At 46.0% G+C, this 17,956-nt stretch carries 11 protein-coding genes and 1 rRNA gene; 5 read left to right on the top strand and 7 right to left on the bottom strand.

What is annotated here, in order from left to right; genetic code table 11:
- The first annotated feature begins 73 nt into the window (after positions 1-73).
- The 3 genes from EL262_RS07560 to coaD are packed head-to-tail and all read left to right on the top strand — an operon-like array spanning position 74 to position 3,631.
- A complete protein-coding gene (locus EL262_RS07560; protein WP_036853841.1) occupies positions 74-1,210 on the top strand; it encodes a hypothetical protein in 1,137 nt (378 codons plus the stop codon).
- Between the two features lie 20 nt (positions 1,211-1,230).
- Positions 1,231-3,120, top strand: coding sequence for a DNA topoisomerase IV subunit B (locus EL262_RS07565; protein WP_078735847.1), 1,890 nt, complete (start codon positions 1,231-1,233; stop codon positions 3,118-3,120).
- A gap of 49 nt (positions 3,121-3,169) precedes the next feature.
- Entirely contained in the window at positions 3,170-3,631 is a 462-nt protein-coding gene (gene coaD / locus EL262_RS07570) for a pantetheine-phosphate adenylyltransferase (protein ID WP_036851109.1), read from the top strand.
- Between the two features lie 254 nt (positions 3,632-3,885).
- Here the strand turns inward: coaD and EL262_RS07575 are convergent, their stop codons facing one another.
- The 4 genes from EL262_RS07575 to EL262_RS07590 all read right to left on the bottom strand — a co-directional run bounded on the left by EL262_RS07575 (position 3,886) and on the right by EL262_RS07590 (position 8,454).
- Positions 3,886-4,974, bottom strand: coding sequence for a type II toxin-antitoxin system HipA family toxin (locus EL262_RS07575; protein ID WP_078735848.1), 1,089 nt, complete (start codon positions 4,972-4,974; stop codon positions 3,886-3,888).
- On the bottom strand, positions 4,967-5,284 hold the full coding sequence (locus EL262_RS07580; protein ID WP_025838773.1) for a helix-turn-helix domain-containing protein: 318 nt from the start codon (positions 5,282-5,284) through the stop codon (positions 4,967-4,969). The genes EL262_RS07575 and EL262_RS07580 overlap by 8 nt, the downstream gene beginning before the upstream one ends.
- A 251-nt stretch (positions 5,285-5,535) precedes the next feature.
- Positions 5,536-7,179 (bottom strand): DUF6345 domain-containing protein, encoded by a 1,644-nt coding sequence (locus EL262_RS07585; protein ID WP_025838772.1) that lies wholly within the window; start codon positions 7,177-7,179, stop codon positions 5,536-5,538.
- Between the two features lie 336 nt (positions 7,180-7,515).
- The gene (locus EL262_RS07590) at positions 7,516-8,454 is read right to left on the bottom strand and encodes a LysR substrate-binding domain-containing protein (RefSeq protein ID WP_025838769.1); all 939 of its coding nucleotides are present in this window, start codon (positions 8,452-8,454) and stop codon (positions 7,516-7,518) included.
- A 135-nt stretch (positions 8,455-8,589) separates the two neighbouring features.
- On the opposite strand from EL262_RS07590, the gene EL262_RS07595 reads away from it, so the two are divergent.
- Positions 8,590-9,069: a Dps family protein gene (locus EL262_RS07595; protein ID WP_231551975.1), complete on the top strand. Its 480-nt coding sequence runs from the start codon at positions 8,590-8,592 to the stop codon at positions 9,067-9,069.
- A gap of 347 nt (positions 9,070-9,416) precedes the next feature.
- On the opposite strand, the gene EL262_RS07600 is transcribed toward EL262_RS07595, so the two are convergent.
- The 3 genes from EL262_RS07600 to EL262_RS07610 all read right to left on the bottom strand — a co-directional run bounded on the left by EL262_RS07600 (position 9,417) and on the right by EL262_RS07610 (position 14,253).
- A complete protein-coding gene (locus tag EL262_RS07600) occupies positions 9,417-9,629 on the bottom strand; it encodes a type II toxin-antitoxin system antitoxin (protein ID WP_025838765.1) in 213 nt (70 codons plus the stop codon).
- A gap of 39 nt (positions 9,630-9,668) precedes the next feature.
- Positions 9,669-10,631 carry an SPFH domain-containing protein gene (locus EL262_RS07605; RefSeq protein WP_036853827.1) on the bottom strand — a complete coding sequence of 321 codons (963 nt, stop codon included), beginning with the start codon at positions 10,629-10,631 and terminating at the stop codon, positions 9,669-9,671.
- A gap of 211 nt (positions 10,632-10,842) precedes the next feature.
- A complete protein-coding gene (locus tag EL262_RS07610; RefSeq protein WP_164715440.1) occupies positions 10,843-14,253 on the bottom strand; it encodes a tetratricopeptide repeat protein in 3,411 nt (1,136 codons plus the stop codon).
- Between the two features lie 695 nt (positions 14,254-14,948).
- On the opposite strand from EL262_RS07610, the gene EL262_RS07615 reads away from it, so the two are divergent.
- Positions 14,949-17,845, top strand: a 23S ribosomal RNA gene (locus EL262_RS07615).
- Positions 17,846-17,956: the final 111 nt, after the last annotated feature.

A 17,956-nucleotide genomic window follows, 5' to 3' on the forward strand; every position in this document is an offset into this window, starting at 1 on the left:
ATCACAGACCGAAATGTCAAGACGCTACGATACATACAAGAGAGCCATAACAAAGTATTTCAAGAGCAGTCCCATGACCGGAGAGAAGGTCATCCTCAAGAGGATCAAGGACAAGTCGCTCTTGAGGGATTTTGTGACATTCAATATCAGTCTCTACAAAGACAATCCATACCATGTGCCTTCTCTTATCGATGAAGAGCTCATGACTCTGGACTGGGATCAGAATCCCGCCTTTGAGTTCTGCGATGCAGCATACTTCTTGGCATACAGAGGAGATCAGATCGTCGGTCGTATAGCCGGGATCATCAACAATAGAGCCAATGAGACCTGGAATCAAAATCATGCCCGCTTCGGATTCTTGGACTTTATCGATGACGATGAGGTCGTTGATAAGCTCTTCGAGGCCGTCGAGGACTGGGCTCGTCGTCGAGGATGTGACTTCATACACGGCCCCATGGGTTTCACCGACTTGGACAGAGAAGGGTTGCTTATTGAGGGGTTTGATCAGCTTGCGACGATAACGACCAACTACAACTACCCATACTACTCGGATCAACTCGAACGCCGAGGCTACCATAAGGATCAGGACTGGAAGGAGTACAAGATCTATGCCCCGGACGAGATCCCTGAGAAGCATCGTCGCATAGCAAACCTTGTCAGAGAGAAATACGGCTTGGCTACCAAGAAGTTCACGAAGCGCAAAGAGGTCTATCCCTACGCCCATCGCATCTTCGAGACCCTCAATGCTTCTTATGCCCCCCTTTATGGCTTTGCGACACTGACTCCGGCACAGATAGACTACTATGTCAAGATGTACATCCCCATGGTACGTCTCGATCTCGTTACACTTATTGTTCGTGAGAGTGATGATGAAGTTGTGGGCTTCGGTATCACCATCCCCAACCTCAGCCACGCTATGAAGAAAGCCAAGGGGAAGCTATGGCCATTTGGTTTTTTGCACATCCTCAGAGCTCTTTATTCCAAACCCAAGGTGGTCGATCTTCTGCTCATCGGTATCATCCCCGAATATCAAAATAAGGGTGTCAATGCCCTCATCTTCGAGGATCTCATCCCCATTATCAAGAACTATGGCGTCGAGTACGTCGAGAGTAACCCTGAGTTGGAGACGAACCTATCCGTACAGCTGCAGTGGAGTTATTTCGAGAAAGTGCATCACAAGACACGCCGAGCATACATCAAAGAGTTATAATCCATCATCCCAATCAGCCGATGAGCGACCAACAACCCCTCATATCAGACGAAGATATCGCCCTCTCCGAGGCTCAGCGTAAGTACAGCGACGAAGCTGTACGTACCCTCGATCCTATGGAACACATTCGCCAACGCCCCGGTATGTATATCGGGAAGCTCGGCGACGGCTCATCGCCTGATGACGGTATATATATCCTTCTCAAAGAGGTGATAGACAATGCCATTGATGAGTTTGCGATGGGCTTCGGTCGTATGGTTCGCATCACGATCACGGACAATAGGGAAGTCTTTGTCAGAGACTTTGGTCGAGGTATTCCCCAAGGTTCGCTCAAAGATGCCGTCGGCAAGATGAATACCGGAGCCAAGTACGACAACGAAGTCTTCAAGAAGGTCGTCGGGCTCAACGGTGTCGGTCTCAAGGCCGTCAATGCGCTCTCCTCTCGCATGGAGGTCACCTCTTACCGTGAGGGGAAGGGGAAGACCGTCATCTTCGAGAAGGGACAGCTTGTCTCCGAGACCGATCTCTTCGATGCTCCCGAAGATAAGGATGGTACTGCCGTACGTTTCATTCCGGATGATACACTCTTCAAGGGTTATGCCTATCGTGAAGATTTTGTGATGGATATGATACGTATGTATTCGTATCTTCACACCTCACTTAACTTCAATCTCAACGGCAAGCGTTACCTCTCCAAGTCCGGGCTTATGGATCTCCTCGAAGACACCATGACCTCCGATCCTCTCTATCCCATCATCCACTTCACCGACAAAGACATCGAAGTCGCCATCACTCACTCTTCGCAGTACGGTGAGGAGTACCACTCGTTTGTCAACGGGCAGAACACCATCCACGGCGGTACACACCTCTCTGCATTCAAGGAGGCGGTCGCAAGGACGATCAGAGAGTTTTACGGCAAGTCATTCGACTTCAACGATATCCGTTCGGGCATTGTCGCGGCTGTGAGCATCCGTATCCAAGATCCACTCTTCGAGAGTCAGACCAAGACCAAGCTCGGGTCGAAGGAGATCGAAGAGGGGGGGGTGACGATACAGAAGTTCATCGGAGACTTCCTCAAGACTCATTTGGACAATTTCCTTCACAAAAATCCTGCTACTGCTGAGGCACTTCAGAAGAAGATCCTTGAGAGTGAGAAGGAGCGCAAAGCCATTGCCGGTATCACCAAGATTGCCAAAGAGCGTGCCAAGAAGGCTGCCATCCACAACAAGAAGCTCCGCGACTGCTCCTACCACTTCAACGAGCCCAAAGCCCCCAATCCTGAGAAGACATCCATCTTTATCACCGAGGGACTTTCGGCCAGCGGTAGTATCACTCAGAGTCGTGATGCCAACTATCAGGCGGTCTTCTCCCTCCGTGGTAAGCCGCTCAATTCGTACGGATTGTCCAAACGAGTGGTGTATGAGAACGAAGAGTTCAACCTCCTTCAGGCGGCCCTCAATATCGAAGACTCCATCGACAACCTTCGTTACAACAAGATCATTGTCGCTACCGATGCCGATGTCGACGGTATGCACATCCGTCTGCTCATCATCACCTTCTTCTTGCAGTTCTTCCCCGAACTCATACGCCAAAATCATGTCTTCATCCTTCAGACCCCCCTCTTCCGAGTTCGAGACAAGCAGGATAAGGAGACGATCTACTGTTATGACGAGAAGGAGCGTGACGCTGCTATGGCCAAGCTCGGCAAAGGCTGTTCGGTCACACGATTCAAGGGGCTTGGTGAGATAAAGGCAGAGGAGTTCAAGGCCTTCATCGGCGAAGATATGCGCCTCGATCCCGTGGTGATGAAGAAAGAGGACAACATCAAAGAGCTTCTTGACTTCTACATGGGTAAGAATACCCCCGACCGTCAAGACTTCATCGTGCATAATCTCGAACCTGAAGAATAAAGCCCCATCCTCCACAAGTTTTACCCTCTCACAAACACCATCCATGCCAATGACGAACAACGAACAAACCTCTCCCAAAGTAGGTATCTATGCCGGCTCGTTCGACCCCTTCACCATCGGTCACGTGGATATTGTCCAAAGGGCACTCAGACTTGTGGATACCCTCCATATCGTTATCGGGGTCAATCCCCGAAAGGCATCATTCATCCCCTCTGACGAACGCCTAAAGACCATCCAAGAACTCTATTCTGACAACCCACATATCGTCGTGGCTCTCAACGAAGGGCTTACCGCCACCTATGCCAAGGCCAACGGTGCCACTGTCCTCATCCGAGGCATTCGCAATGTCACCGACATGGAGTACGAGCGCAGTATGGCAGACATCCACCTCACGCACTTCGGATTGGATACGATACTTCTCTTCTCCTCTCCCGAGCTTGCAGGTATCAGCTCATCCGTCGTCCGCGAGCTCGCCACCTTCGGCGAAGACTACTCACGGTACATTCCCTGATAAATACAGACAGAAGCGGGATTTATTCGTTGGCAAAAGCTATCGGATAGCCATCATCATACCATAATATTACCATAACCTTAATCAAAATGTCTATGAACACCTCCAAGTGAAGACAAAGATAGTGTGCGACATTATCCTCTTGGTCGATTATGATCGATTACGGTCGGATACCGTCGATTATAGTCAAATATCGTCGATTATACTTAATCCCTTTACCTTAAATTTCACTTTCTTTTCACGTCAATACAACATCATTTCTGTTCCCGAATGATGCCCTCCATTTCCTCAAAGATTTTTATAGCCTCCTTCTTATCCAGCCCCACTTTTACTGCGACGGCGAAGATATCCTCCTTTGTCGGAGTTATACTACCATTGATCGACGTTGTCCTAAACCCTCCGATACCATCACTTGGCAATAAGTCATAAGCCGGAGCCAAGTGCCAATCTTCATCACGATAGATGAACGAGAAGTTTTTTGCATGGTCATCCTTATTCTCTATAAGGACATTGAATACCATCAGACGGTAGACTTTCCACATCTCGGCCATATTCCGGGACAGTGCCAGGCAGGCTTTGAAGATATGGATGTAGTCGATGCTCGACAAACGATAATCTGCACCGATAAGTCCCGCAACGCTTATTACGTGCAGCTTGCCATTTTTTGTGCGATCAAAGCGTTCGACTCCGAAGTATTTATCTTCGAAAAGGTGTGTGTCTGGCATTTCAATCCTGCACTTTTTGGCGAGGAGGGAGTAGTGATACTCTTCGATACCTATCCGTTTCGGATCTCTTTTTGCCCTGAACTTTACCAGCCATTCTTTGTCGTCGTAACGAACAAAAATTTTTGGACGTGCTCCTCCCGGAGAACCCCCTCTGTACTGAAATTCCATAATGCTTTCTCCTGAATAATCATCGCTGTCGAGGATTCGCTCTGCCTCTACTGCCAGCTGTTCGAAGTCAGCGAAGTCTTTCTGTGACACAACGCTCCTATCTGGTCTGAACTCGAGTGCTCCACGCCCCGTAGAGCCCACCAGGGCAAGACGATCCAACAACGACAGCGTCCGAGGGATGATCCCCTTTTGTTGTAAGTACCTATCAAGGATAAGTAGCCCCCAGCCATCCGGCAGGCAGTCATCAAAGACACCAAAACCTCCTTCAAAAGGATCTCGTTTAGCTATGAAGACTCCACTCTTCAGTGGCAACTCAAACGGAGAGATAGAGAAGCCTGTTCCGAGCCATTCTGCCGAGTATTCAAATGCACATAGTCCCTCTTTTGTCAGAGCCAATCGACCGACCAAACGATTGTCATAGATGACCTCTATCTGTTTGATGTTATTCATTCTTCTTTCCTCTTTTTCGAGTGGTGTTTTTTTCATTCAACACTTCATCCAGCGTTTGATACTGTTTCTGTGCAAAAAGCAGTTCAAACTCGGATAAGGCATTCAATGCAAGACCTATTCGGAGTAACCCTTTCAGTGAAATCTCCCCCGTCTGCTCAAATCTTCGGTAGGTTGCAAACTTAATCCCTGATCTTGTTGCTAATCCTTCTTGAGTCAGATTGAGTTCTAATCTTCGAGTCTTGACTCTATCTGCAATCTGTGATGCAATATCATCGAGGTTAGGCACATTAAATGCTAATATATTATTCATAATGCTGTCTTTATGCCTGTAATTAACAATATATTGGTTGTTACAAATATAATCATTAAATCTTTATACTTCTACTTTTATATCATGAGCGCACTGTTTAGTACCTTGAGTTTAACTCATCCTGAACACTCCCAAAGGGGCTGTGTCAAAAACTAATTTTGACACAGCCCCTTTGGGATTCTATTTTCTGATAGCACTTTAGGAGTCAGAATATTTACTATTTATGCTTACTATCAGATGGTTGTTGCTCATTATAGATCGACTCTGAGTTTGTATCGCTTAGCATAAGGGCCGACAGCGATCTCTACATCACGCTGATGTACAGGCTTTACAATGTTTGAAGAGAAATCATATCCGATCTTTTCGTCGATGATCTTCACGGTTGGAGTTATGTCTGCTGTTTCTCGTGTCAAGAGGGTTTTGGTGCGTTCATCAAAATTGACGGTAGAATAATCCTTGCCACCTATGATTCTGTCAATCTGTTGTTGGAAGAGTTCGTCTCTTGATCTTGTAAATTCCTTTGCAGGAGCGGATTTTCCCTTCCTTGGAGCACTGGCCTGCTCACGTTCGTCGACGATGGGTTTGAGAGAACTGAACACCCTTGTGATCTTACCATCATTGTCTACCGCTACAGATATCAACCCATGTCCCGAGTTCACACTCTTGAGGTTGTCGTGTTCTTGGCGGAACTGGATGATGGTTTCGATTACTTTGGGATCATAGAGCTCTTCGGTCTTTGCGTTGCCACCACCTTGCATTGTGTGGTACGTCGTAGCTTGTTCCAATTTTATCCCTTTTGCCAAGCCGAGTTCGGAGATGAAGCCTTCTGCGAGTTTGAGAGCCTTATTCTCTCCTATTAGCTCTGTGTTTCGGTAGTTTGCCTTTGCCATGTCGAGGCTTACGTGTCCTGCTCTATTGACACTTACTCGCAGGTCTTTTGTTCCTATGATACGTGTCCCCATGTCATCAATCTTGATGGTTGAAGCCGTGCGTTTGGTGAGACCGGCCTTGTTGCCAATAGCAGAGAACAGAGTATCATCGAGCATATCCGGTGCAAGGATTAGTGCATTCTTGTTGCGAGGTTCTTTCAGCAAGTTTGCACTTTCTCTTTTGGCTTTTCTGACGGCGTTGCGCCATTCCCAAGCCCAATAGTTACTGCAGACTCCGGGTGTGTAAAAAAATCTCTCGTTGGCTAGTCTTGCCTTGGCTTCAGCTTGGTTGGCTCCCATGGCACATACCACAGGACTTTGGCGGTGCGATATTCTCCAACTCGCCTCAATGAAAGCATCTTTGAAGGAACGGCCTTTGTTCCACTCATTCCAGAAGAATTTGCCATAATTCTTGTTGTCATAGCTGACGGTGTCGTATCCGAAGATCATTCTCAGCCCCCCTTTGTTTGCGCGAGACCAAGTACGAATAGGATTGTGTCCTTCTGAAATTCTTAGACCGAGACAAGTAGACCAGAAGAGGTACCTTAGTTTTTCATTGGCAAAGGCCATGTTGTCAGACCAAGCCGTCGCTCGATTGTCCCAGATGCTTCCCATAGGTGCAGCAAAGATCCCATCAGGAAACATATTTCCATGCCCGGAGTGATAGAAGACTTTCACAGCATCCATCCCATACCGATCTTGCCAATTGTCATAAGTCTCCTCATAGAGCCAAACAGCTACATTCCGGTCTTTATACCAAAAGTTTGCAGGGGTGAATCTTGTGACATAGTCCAGGAAGCCCTCAGCGTCGTCATGTGTCAGATTAAGGTCAGACGTTCGAGGCAAGAAGTCTTCGATGCTGCAAGCACCGTAAGTTCCACTTGTCCCTCCCAAGTTGACGCCCTTTGTTGCGGATTCTGTCTCTGCGGGAAAAGGATTTTCCGCAATAAATTTTTTGTAGCTCATGATAAAAAAATAATTAGAAGGTTGTTAATGCGTCAGTCACTACTGACGAAGAGTTTTTCACTAAAAAAATGAGCCATCGCCTAATGGCGGTTTTGAGCTCATGTGTTCATGTTCGTATATCAGAGTTTTTGTCTGAGCTTTGCTTGCAATGTACGTATTATAATCTGAATCCGCAAGCGAGATACGAATGAAGTTTTCAAAAAAACGATCTCTTATCTGAAATTATACTTTTTGTTCATTTTTTGGGTGGGATGGACAGCATGCCCGGAGGTCCCTTCCTTCATCAAAGGAGTCATATTTAGATCGGAGCTGGTCGGTTGTGTTTATCTGTATTCTTTATTGGATCCTGTTGGCCATCGTCTGATCCTTGTGTATCGTATGCATGCGCTCGGGTACAGCGGAGAGGATGAGAGAGGTCAGATGTTCGATCACCTTGGTACGCATATATGAAGGGCTGTGTACCAACATCACCGGACGCACAGGGCGAGGGATGGCGAAGCGACGCAGGTGTTCCTTTTGGGCTTTGGAGAGGGTCTCTATGGCGAGCTCGGGGATGAAGGTCACGCCATGTCCGGCTTCGACCAGTCTCATGTAAGTCTCGATACCGCCGAGGGTGAAGTTGATCCGCTTGGGGTGGGTCTTCTTGAATTCGCAGAATCGGATGAGTTGGTTGCGGAAGCAGTGCCCCTCATCCAGCAACCACAGCGAATCGGGCTCGATCTCCGAACTACGAATGAACGAAGCCGAGAACAGTGGCTCATTATGACTCACGTACCCCACGAACTCCTCATAGTATATGGTATGGGTGACAAACTTATTGCCTTGCAGATCCCCTGCAAGTATCGCTACATCTATCGTGCCATCCCTCAGGGCGGCTTCACAAGCAGAAGTTGTGAGTTCGACGAACCTTATCTCCATATTGCCCATATACTTGTGGCATATCGGCAGTAGCAAGGGAAGCAAGAACGGTGCCACCGTCGGCAGTATGCCTATCGAGACCACCCCCGATATCTCGTCTCGCTCTTCGGCTACGAGACCCTCTATGCCTCTGATGCCCCTCAGTACCTCGACAGCTTGGTCGGCCACTCTGTCGCCTATCGGAGAGAGAGATATGGGCTGTGAGGATCGGTCGAGGAGTTTGACCCCGAGTTCGTCTTCGAGTTTGGCTATCATCGCACTGAGTGTCGGCTGTGTGACACCACACTCTTCGGCCGCTCTTACGAAGTGGCGGTACTTGCGCAAGGCAAGGAGATATTCTAACTGTTGGATGTTCATTACACTGCTTTTGGGCTAAATATAGATAACGTTTATAAAGGTATTGATATTATCGTTTGTTGTCAAGATGTTTATTTTATAACTTTGCAGTGTAACTAATTGAGAATAAATAAAACAACTAAAACTATATTGATTATGAACACTAACATTCTTTCAATCCTGAACATTAAGGCTGACTACGCGCAAGAGATGAACGCAAAGCTCAACAAGCTCGCAGCAACACTTCACGTGTACTACTCTAACCTTCGTGGTTTTCACTGGCATGTCGAAGGTAAGTCATTCTTCACTTTCCACGAAGAGTTAGAAAAGATGTACGACGCTGAAGCAGAGCGCATCGATGAAGTGGCAGAACGCATCCTTCAACTTGGCGGAGTCCCTGTACGCCTCTATGCTGATATCGAGAAGCTTTCGGAGATCAAACAGTCAGAGATCATCACTTGTTCAAGCGAAATCTCCAAGAATCTCCTTGAGACCGTCGCAGTCCTCATCCGTCTCGAAAGAGAGATTGCTACCCTTGCAGCTGACAACAACGACGACGTCACTGCAGGCATGATGTCCGAGTACATCGCAGGTCAAGAGAAGCTTGTCTGGATGCTCACAGCATTTTTGAAGTAAAACAGTCAATCTACACAAAATATTAGGAAGGTAAGGAGATAGATCCATCCGTATAAATACTCATTTATAATCTTTCACTGTTTGCTCCCCCACTGTCCGCGCGGATCGTGGGGGAGTTTTTTGTTCGACGAAAGGGTTTGACTTGAGATTTTTTTGTTGGTTTTCTCGGATGCTTGACTTGGCTCACCACCACCTCTGGAATGAACGAAAAAAAGTCGTTAGATTCGATGTATTGAATCTAACGACTTTCGTCATCGATCTTAACGACCTTTTTTATCGGATCGTACTACCTTTTTGAGGTGTGTGTAAAGCCTTGTGATCGAGCCTTCGGGTAAGATAGGGGGAGGTCAAGGCTCGTTGGGGTCTTCTTCCGAAGCCGGGACGACAGGTTTGTTTTTCTTTTTCTTCAGCCTTCCACTCTTTTTGAGAGCTTCGGAGATGATCCATTGGAGTTGACCGTTGGTTGAGCGAAACTCATCCGCCGCCCATGCTTCGATGGCGTTCATCGTCTCGGTGTCTATCCGGAGGACGAAACTTTTGGTGGGATTGTTTTTGCTCATAGTCTTGTCGGTTGTTGTGTCACTCGTATGGAGAGGTTATCAGTGATTGAGGGTGCCTGCATTCACTATGGGTTGTGCAGACTCATCGGCACAGAGGACGACAAGTAGGTTGCTCACCATGGCGGCCTTCTTTTCCTCATCAAGATCGACGATATTTTCTTCAGATATCTGAGTCAGTGCCATCTTGACCATGGATACTGCACCCTCGACGATCTTCTCTCTTGCACTGATGATCGCACTTGCCTGCTGACGGCGGAGCATCACGGCAGCAATCTCGGGTGCATAGGCGAGATAATTGAGACGAGCTTCGACGACCTCGATACCTGCCATGGCAAGGCGTTCGTTGAGCTTGGCTTCGAGTTGTTCGTTGATCTCTTCGCCCCCGCTACGCAGAGAGAGTTCATCGCTGTTCGGGTCTTCGTTGTCGTAAGCGTATTGTACGGCCACTTGTCTGAGAGCCGCATCGCTCTGCACCTTGACAAAGTTTTCGAAAGCCTCCATGACATGTCCCACGGATTGTACTTTCTCTGCCCCCTTGACAGCCGATGCAGCCATGGTCTGAGCGTCAATCTCGAAGAATGCTTTGTAGGTGTCTTTGAGCTTCCACACAAGCACCAAGCCGATCATCACGGGATTACCGATCTTATCGTTCACCTTAATGGGCTTCACTTCGAGGTTGCGGGCACGTAGAGAAACTTTCTTTGCTTGGATGAAGGGGTTAACCCAATAGTAGCCGGTCTTGGAAAAAGTGCCCCGGTATTTGCCGAAGAACACGCACACCCTTGCTTCTCCCGGTTCGAGCAACATAAAGCCTGCCCATAGGAAGCATGTCAGGATAAATACACCGATACATGTGAACATAAGGAGGTCTTGTGCAGGGAAGGCGTCCCTCGAACCCCAATATATTCCTCCGAGGATCGATCCTATGATGAGAAAGATGTTGAGAAAAAGCATGGCAAAGCCATTGAGTGTCACGCCCGAAAAGTCGAATTCTTTTTTCATAATATTAAAGTTTAGTGTGATATCATATTGATATCACAAATGTGGTAACTTTTTCTCATATTTCCAAATGGAAATCACAATGTGTTTATGGAGCTTTTCAAGGAAAGAATACTAAGCCGAGCAAAGGGTATCACTACTTCAAAAGGAGCAGGGCTGTCCCCTGATCAAAGAACAGCCCTGCTATTTACAGATTATAATTGTTTTTTGATGGTCAAGCCTCCGGCTCTGTCAGACGCTTTGCAAACTCCTCGACCTTTTCAATGTGAGGGTGATTGTTTTTCTTGGCCATCTCTATATCTTTTGCCAGATCCCACCCCGGAGATTTAACTCCGGTGTCAAGCAGATGCGTTAATTCTTTTTCTGCTTCTACTCCATGTTCTTCGTAATAATGGGCATACCGATAAAACCATAGCTCAGCAAGAATAGTATTATAATACGTTTCTTTGTCTGTCGCATTTGGAATATAGTCAAATGCTTCTTGAATGTAGTGCTTCGCAGAGACTAAGTCTTCTTTATTTACAATTAAGAGATGAGCATAGTTCCCGAGGATATTTGGGTCTTTTCCATCTGCCTCAATGGCCTTTTTGTAATACTGTTCCGCCTTGTCATAGTCCTTGCGTATATCATCCAAGAAGATAGCATAGTTTCCGAGGTTATTCGGGTGTTTTTCATCTGCCTCAATGGCCTTTTTGTAATACTCTTCCGCCTTGTCATAGTCCTTGCGTATATCCTTCAAGAAGATAGCATAGCTCCCCAGTATATTCGGTTTTTTTCCATCGATTTCAATGGCCTTTTTGTAATACTCTTCCGCCTTGTCATAGTCCTTACGGATATCCTTCAAGAATATTGCATAGTTTCCGAGATTATTCGGGTGTTTTTCATCTATTTCAATGGTCTTTTTGTAATACTGTTCCGCTTTGTCATAGTCCTTGCGGATATCCTTCAAGAATATTGCATAGTTCCCGAGGTTATTTGGGTTTTTCCCATCTGCCTCAATGGCCTTTTTGTAATACTGTTCCGCCTTGTCATAGTCCTTGCGGATATCATCCAAGAAGATAGCATAGTTTCCGAGGTTATTCGGGTGTTTTTCATCTGCCTCAATGGCCTTTTTGTAATACTCTTCCGCCTTGTCATAGTCCTTGCGTATATCCTTCAAGAAGATAGCATAGTTTCCGAGATTATTCGGGTGTTTTTCATCTATTTCAATGGTCTTTTTGTAATACTGTTCCGCTTTGTCATAGTCCTTGCGGATATCCTTCAAGAATATTGCATAGTTCCCGAGGTTATTTGGGTTTTTCCCATCTGCCTCAATGGCCTTTTTGTAATACTGTTCCGCCTTGTCATAGTCCTTGCGGATATCCTTCAAGAATATTGCATAGTTCCCGAGGTTATTTGGGTTTTTCCCATCTACCTCAATGGCCTTTTTGTAATACTGTTCCGCCTTGTCATAGTCCTTACGGATGCTGTGTAAGAAGATAGCATAGCTCCCCAGTATATTCGGTTTTTTTCCATCGATTTCAATAGCCTTTTTGTAATACTGTTCCGCCTTGTCATAGTCCTTACGTATATCCTTCAAGAAGATAGCATAGTTTCCGAGATTATCTGGGTCCTTTTCATCTATTTCAATGGCCTTTTTGTAATACTGTTCCGCCTTGTCATAGTCCTTGCGGATATTCCCCAAGAAGATAGCATAGTTTCCGAGGTTATCTGGGTCCTTTTCATCTGCCTCAATGGCCTTTTTGTAATACTGTTCCGCCTTGTCATAGTCCTTGCGGATATCCTTCAAGAATATTGCATAGTTCCCGAGGTTATTTGGGTTTTTCCCATCTGCCTCAATGGCCTTTTTGTAATACTGTTCCGCTTTGTCATAATCCTCACGTATATTCTTCAAGAATATTGCATAGTTTCCGAGGTTATCTGGGTCCTTTTCATCTGCCTCAATGGCCTTTTTGTAATACTGTTCCGCTTTGTCATAGTCCTTGCGGATATCCTTCAAGAATATTGCATAGTTCCCGAGGTTATTTGGGTTTTTCCCATCTGCCTCAATGGCCTTTTTGTAATACTGTTCCGCTTTGTCATAATCCTCACGTATATCCTTCAAGAATATTGCATAGTTCCCGAGGTTATTTGGGTTTTTCCCATCTGCCTCAATTGCCTTTTTGTAATACTGTTCCGCTTTGTCATAGTCCTTGCGGATATCATCCAAGAAGATAGCATAGCTCCGCAGTATATTCGGTTTTTTTTCATCGATTTCAATGGCCTTTTTGTAATACTCTTCCGCCTTGTCATAGTCCTTACGGATATCCTTCAAGAATATTGCATAGTTTCCGAGATTATTCGGGTGTTTTTCATCTATTTCAATTGCCTTTTTGTAATACTGTTCCGCTTTGTCATAGTCTTTGCGGATGTCCTCCAAGAAGATAGCATAGTTTCCGAGATTATCTGGGTCCTTTTCATCTATTTCAATTGCCTTTTTGTAATATTCTTCCGCTTTATCATGCTCCTTACGTATATCTGTCAAGAAGTTCGCATACTGACTTAATAATTCCAAGTCGTTGGGATATTTTTGTAGAGCTTCTTTGAATAGAGCATCCTTCTTGTCAAGGTCATTTTCTATACCTATTCTAAATAGATAAATTAATGTGTCAGAATCCGAGATCTGATTGGATTCTTCTTCTTTCTCTCTCTTTTCAAGCTTCTCAGCCAACTCTTTCTTCTGCTTTTGCAAAGAGGCTATACGCTCATAACTTGGAGCGAGCAGTTTATGAGGGGGAGTGGGATCGATCTTTTCTATTTCATCCAAAAAATCAAAACCTAAACGAATATAACACTGATACATAAGTTCATCAAAGCCCTTAATCCTGACGATTCGATCTTCTTGATCTAATACCTTCCGAATTTTTTCCGGTATAGCCTCTCCCTCCATCAGGCACCAATAAATGTTTTTCCTTCGGAAATTGCCTTTTCTCTCATCTTTTTTAGCTTCCAGATATTTCATCAAGCTGCCATCATTTCCTCCGTATCCAATGACAATGAGGTAGTAGTTGGATAAGATGTCATCCAGTACACTTTTCCATTGCTCTGATAGCTCACTCGTCTCTTCAGTATCGGACTTGGGCTGTAGGTATAGGTCACGGTGAACCTTGACTATGATGGGTCGATCACTCCGTTTGGGCACGTAGTCCGCAAGTCTTTCATGTCCGGCGATGAACGGTTTCTTTTCGGTATAAGTCCTTATGGCATCCTCCAAGAGGTTGTCGAAGTTCGTCGTGATAACGACATTATGCCCCTCATCTACAATGATTTTGGCAAGAATAATGTATCCTATAGAAGGGTTCTTCCCCTCCATGATTTTGATAAGCGCCTCATATCCACTTTCGGGGCAGTTTTGAAACCTTTCTTTGTAGATGGCAGAGTATGACGCAGCCAAATCCTTCTCATCAATGCCCTCTTTTTTCTTCCATTGCTCGAATTTGGCCTTTTCTGTGTCAGATTCAATTTCCTTGTACCAAACACCTGCCAATGTACCTCCTGTTGCAATCCCTGAAGATCGAGAAGCACCGGAGCCTATAAGAAAACAGAACTTCATGTTCCCATTGGACTTCTGCTTGTCAATCAGCATTCGTATTAGGTTCTTATCACTAATTTCTGTGATCTCTAAAGTGGTTTTTTCGCTCATGGAATTTATTGTATTTTGAGACGTGATGCTATACAAGTACAAATATAATATTTTAACGTGTAAATGATAAAAGTATATGATTGTGTGTGTTGGGCTTCCTTATACCTCAAAGGGTGGTGTGCTGAAAAAAGTTGTCTAATTTGATGCAACGACTTAGAGGACTTGATCTCGACCTTTAGACATGGCATTTTTGTTTTATTGATTTCATGGAGCTGCAAGGTTAGATACAGATATTTAATGAGTATCCTTGGGCTTTTTCTTCGAGGATGCTCGTAAGGTGTGGTATGGAGACGAATATTTTTGCTGTTGGTCTTGTAAGAATGAAAAGTTGTTCTTAACTTTGCACCCACATTCGCCGATAGAAGCATCGGGGAGTGTCACGGAAACGCGATCATAGACATATTGACAAGTAAAGAATAGAGAATAGAAAACGTAAACGAGAGAAACGAGTTCTACGCTTCTGCTGTTTGGCGCAAGTCGGACGGTTGTGGCGGAAGGATTTATCTCGGGCGCTATACTTGTAAAAGAGTATAGTTTACGAAGTATACGAAATAAACGTAATAGTTCATTAGGAAGTTACTTTTTTGCTTATTGAAGATATAATCAAGATTTCTTAGGAGGTCTTGGTAAAGATTCGATATAAAGCAGATAAGGGCAGACGGTGGATGCCTAGGCTCTAAGAGGCGATGAAGGACGTGATAAGCTGCGATAAGCTGTGGGTATTGGCACATACGATTTGATCCACAGATTTCCGAATGGGGCAACCCGGCGTGTTTAACGGCACGTCACAGACACGATGGGTGTTTGAGCGAACGTGGGGAACTGAAACATCTTAGTACCCATAGGAGAAGAGAACAATAGTTATTCCCTTAGTAGTGGCGAGCGAACGGGGATGAGCCCAAACCGGTGTTGTTTCGGCAATATCGGGGTTGTAGGGTCTCGAATAAAGTGTACAGGAGGTATGTAGAGGAACGGTTTGGAAAGGCCGGCCACAGTGGGTGACAGCCCTTTACTCGAAACAGAAGACCTGCATGACGAGATACCTGAGTAGCGCGGGACACGTGTAATCCTGTGTGAATCCGGGAGGTCCATCTCCCAAGGCTAAATACTCCTTAGAGACCGATAGTGTACAAGTACCGTGAGGGAAAGGTGAAAAGCACCTCGACGAGAGGATTGAAATAGACCCTGAACCCGTCTGCCTACAAGCGGTCGGAGCACAATTGTTGTGTGACGGCGTGCCTTTTGCATAATGAACCTACGAGTTACTGTGAATAGCGAGGTTAAGTGTTTTAAGACATGGAACCGAAGCGAAAGCGAGTTTTAAATGGCGATAGTTATTTACAGTAGACGCGAAACCAAGTGATCTACCCTTGTCCAGGTTGAAGTGTAGGTAACACTACATAGAGGACCGAACCGTTAAACGTTGAAAAGTTTTCGGATGAGATGAGGGTAGGGGTGAAAGGCTAATCAAACTTGGAGATAGCTCGTACTCCCCGAAATGCATTTAGGTGCAGCCTTTGGAATATACTATAAGAGGTAGAGCGACTGATTGGATGCGAGGGTTTCACCGCCTATCAAGTCCAGACAAACTCCGAATGCTTATAGGCAGTGCCAAGGAGTGAGGGCATGGGTGCTAAGGTCCATGTCCGAGAGGAGAAGAATCCGGACCATCGGCTAAGGTCCCGAAATGACAACTAAGTTGTATTAAACGCGGTCACGATGCACAGACAGCTAGGATGTTGGCTTGGAAGCAGCCATTCATTTAAAGAGTGCGTAACAGCTCACTAGTCGAGGATTGTGGCATGGATAATAATCGGGCATAAGTTGTCTACCGAAGCCGTGGGATACGTAAGTATCGGTAGGGGAGCATTCCAAAAAGGGTAGAAGGCACAGGGACGACCTGTACTGGACTGTTTGGAAGAGCAAATGTAGGTATAAGTAACGATAAAGGAGGTGAGAATCCTCCTCGCCGAAAGACTAAGGATTCCTGATCAACGTTCGTCGTATCAGGGTTAGTCGGGACCTAAGGGGTAGCCGTTTAGGCGTACCCGATGGATGAATGGGTTAATATTCCCATACTCCCGCATTGAGTGATGTGGTGACGGAGTAGTGACAGTCCTGCCTACTGACGGAATAGTAGGTTGAAGGGTGTAGATTAAGATCGGTGTAGGCAAATCCGCACCGAGAGTCGAACCTGATAGTACACGGAACCTTCGGGGGAAGTGATAAGGGCGTAAGCAGACTTCCAAGAAAAACCGCTAAACGTTAATCAATGCCGGGACCCGTACCGTAAACCGACACAGGTGGTTGGGTTGAGTATACTAAGGCGCTCGAGCGATTCGCGGTTAAGGAACTAGGCAAATTGGTCCTGTAACTTCGGAATAAAGGACGCCTACGGAGACGTAGGTCGCAGAGAATAGGCCCAGGCGACTGTTTAACAAAAACACAAGGCTATGCAAACTGGAAACATGAAGTATATAGTCTGACACCTGCCCGGTGCTGGAAGGTTAAGAGGAGGAGTCATCCTTAAGGAGAAGCTCTGAATTGAAGCCCCAGTAAACGGCGGCCGTAACTATAACGGTCCTAAGGTAGCGAAATTCCTTGTCGGGTAAGTTCCGACCTGCACGAATGGTGTAACGATCTGGGCACTGTCTCAACCGCGAACTCGGTGAAATTGTAGTATCGGTGAAGATGCCGATTACCCGCAACGGGACGAAAAGACCCCGTGAACCTTTACTATAGCTTTACATTGTATTTGGGCATTAGATGTGTAGGATAGGCCGGAGACTGAGAAACAGGTACGCCAGTATTTGTGGAGTCGTTGTTGAAATACGGCCCTTTTGATGTTTGGATACTAACTCGTGGATTATGAGGACAATGTATGGTGGGTAGTTTGACTGGGGTGGTCGCCTCCAAAAGCGTAACGGAGGCTTCTAAAGGTGCCCTCAGGCCGATTGGTAACCGGTCGTAGAGTGTAATGGCATAAGGGCGCTTGACTGGGAGACACACAAGTCGCACAGGAAGGAAACTTGAGCATAGTGATCCGGTGGTTCCGTATGGTAGGGCCATCGCTCAAAGGATAAAAGGTACTCCGGGGATAACAGGCTGATCGCTCCCAAGAGCTCATATCGACGGAGCGGTTTGGCACCTCGATGTCGGCTCGTCACATCCTGGGGCTGGAGAAGGTCCCAAGGGTTGGGCTGTTCGCCCATTAAAGTGGCACGCGAGCTGGGTTCAGAACGTCGTGAGACAGTTCGGTCTCTATCTGTTGTGGGCGCGAGATATTTGCGAGGGTCTGACACTAGTACGAGAGGACCGTGTTGGACGTACCACTGGTTTATCGGTTGTTTCGCCAGGAGCACTGCCGAGTAGCCACGTACGGTAAGGATAAGTGCTGAAAGCATCTAAGCACGAAGCCCTCCTCAAGATTAGATATCTTTATAGGGTGGTTATAGACGATGACCTTGATAGGCTACAGGTGTAAATGCAGTAATGTAAAAGCCGAGTAGTACTAATAGCCCGAACGCTTTATATCGTTTTCTTGTATTCTTTTTGGGTTTCAGAAGAACCTGAAGGAAGTAAAGGGCCTAAAAGAATAGAAGGAAACAAAAGAGAAAAATCATAAGCAAAACGAACGGAGTAAGAC

The organism is Porphyromonas cangingivalis (genome assembly GCF_900638305.1).
Classification (GTDB): domain Bacteria; phylum Bacteroidota; class Bacteroidia; order Bacteroidales; family Porphyromonadaceae; genus Porphyromonas_A; species Porphyromonas_A cangingivalis.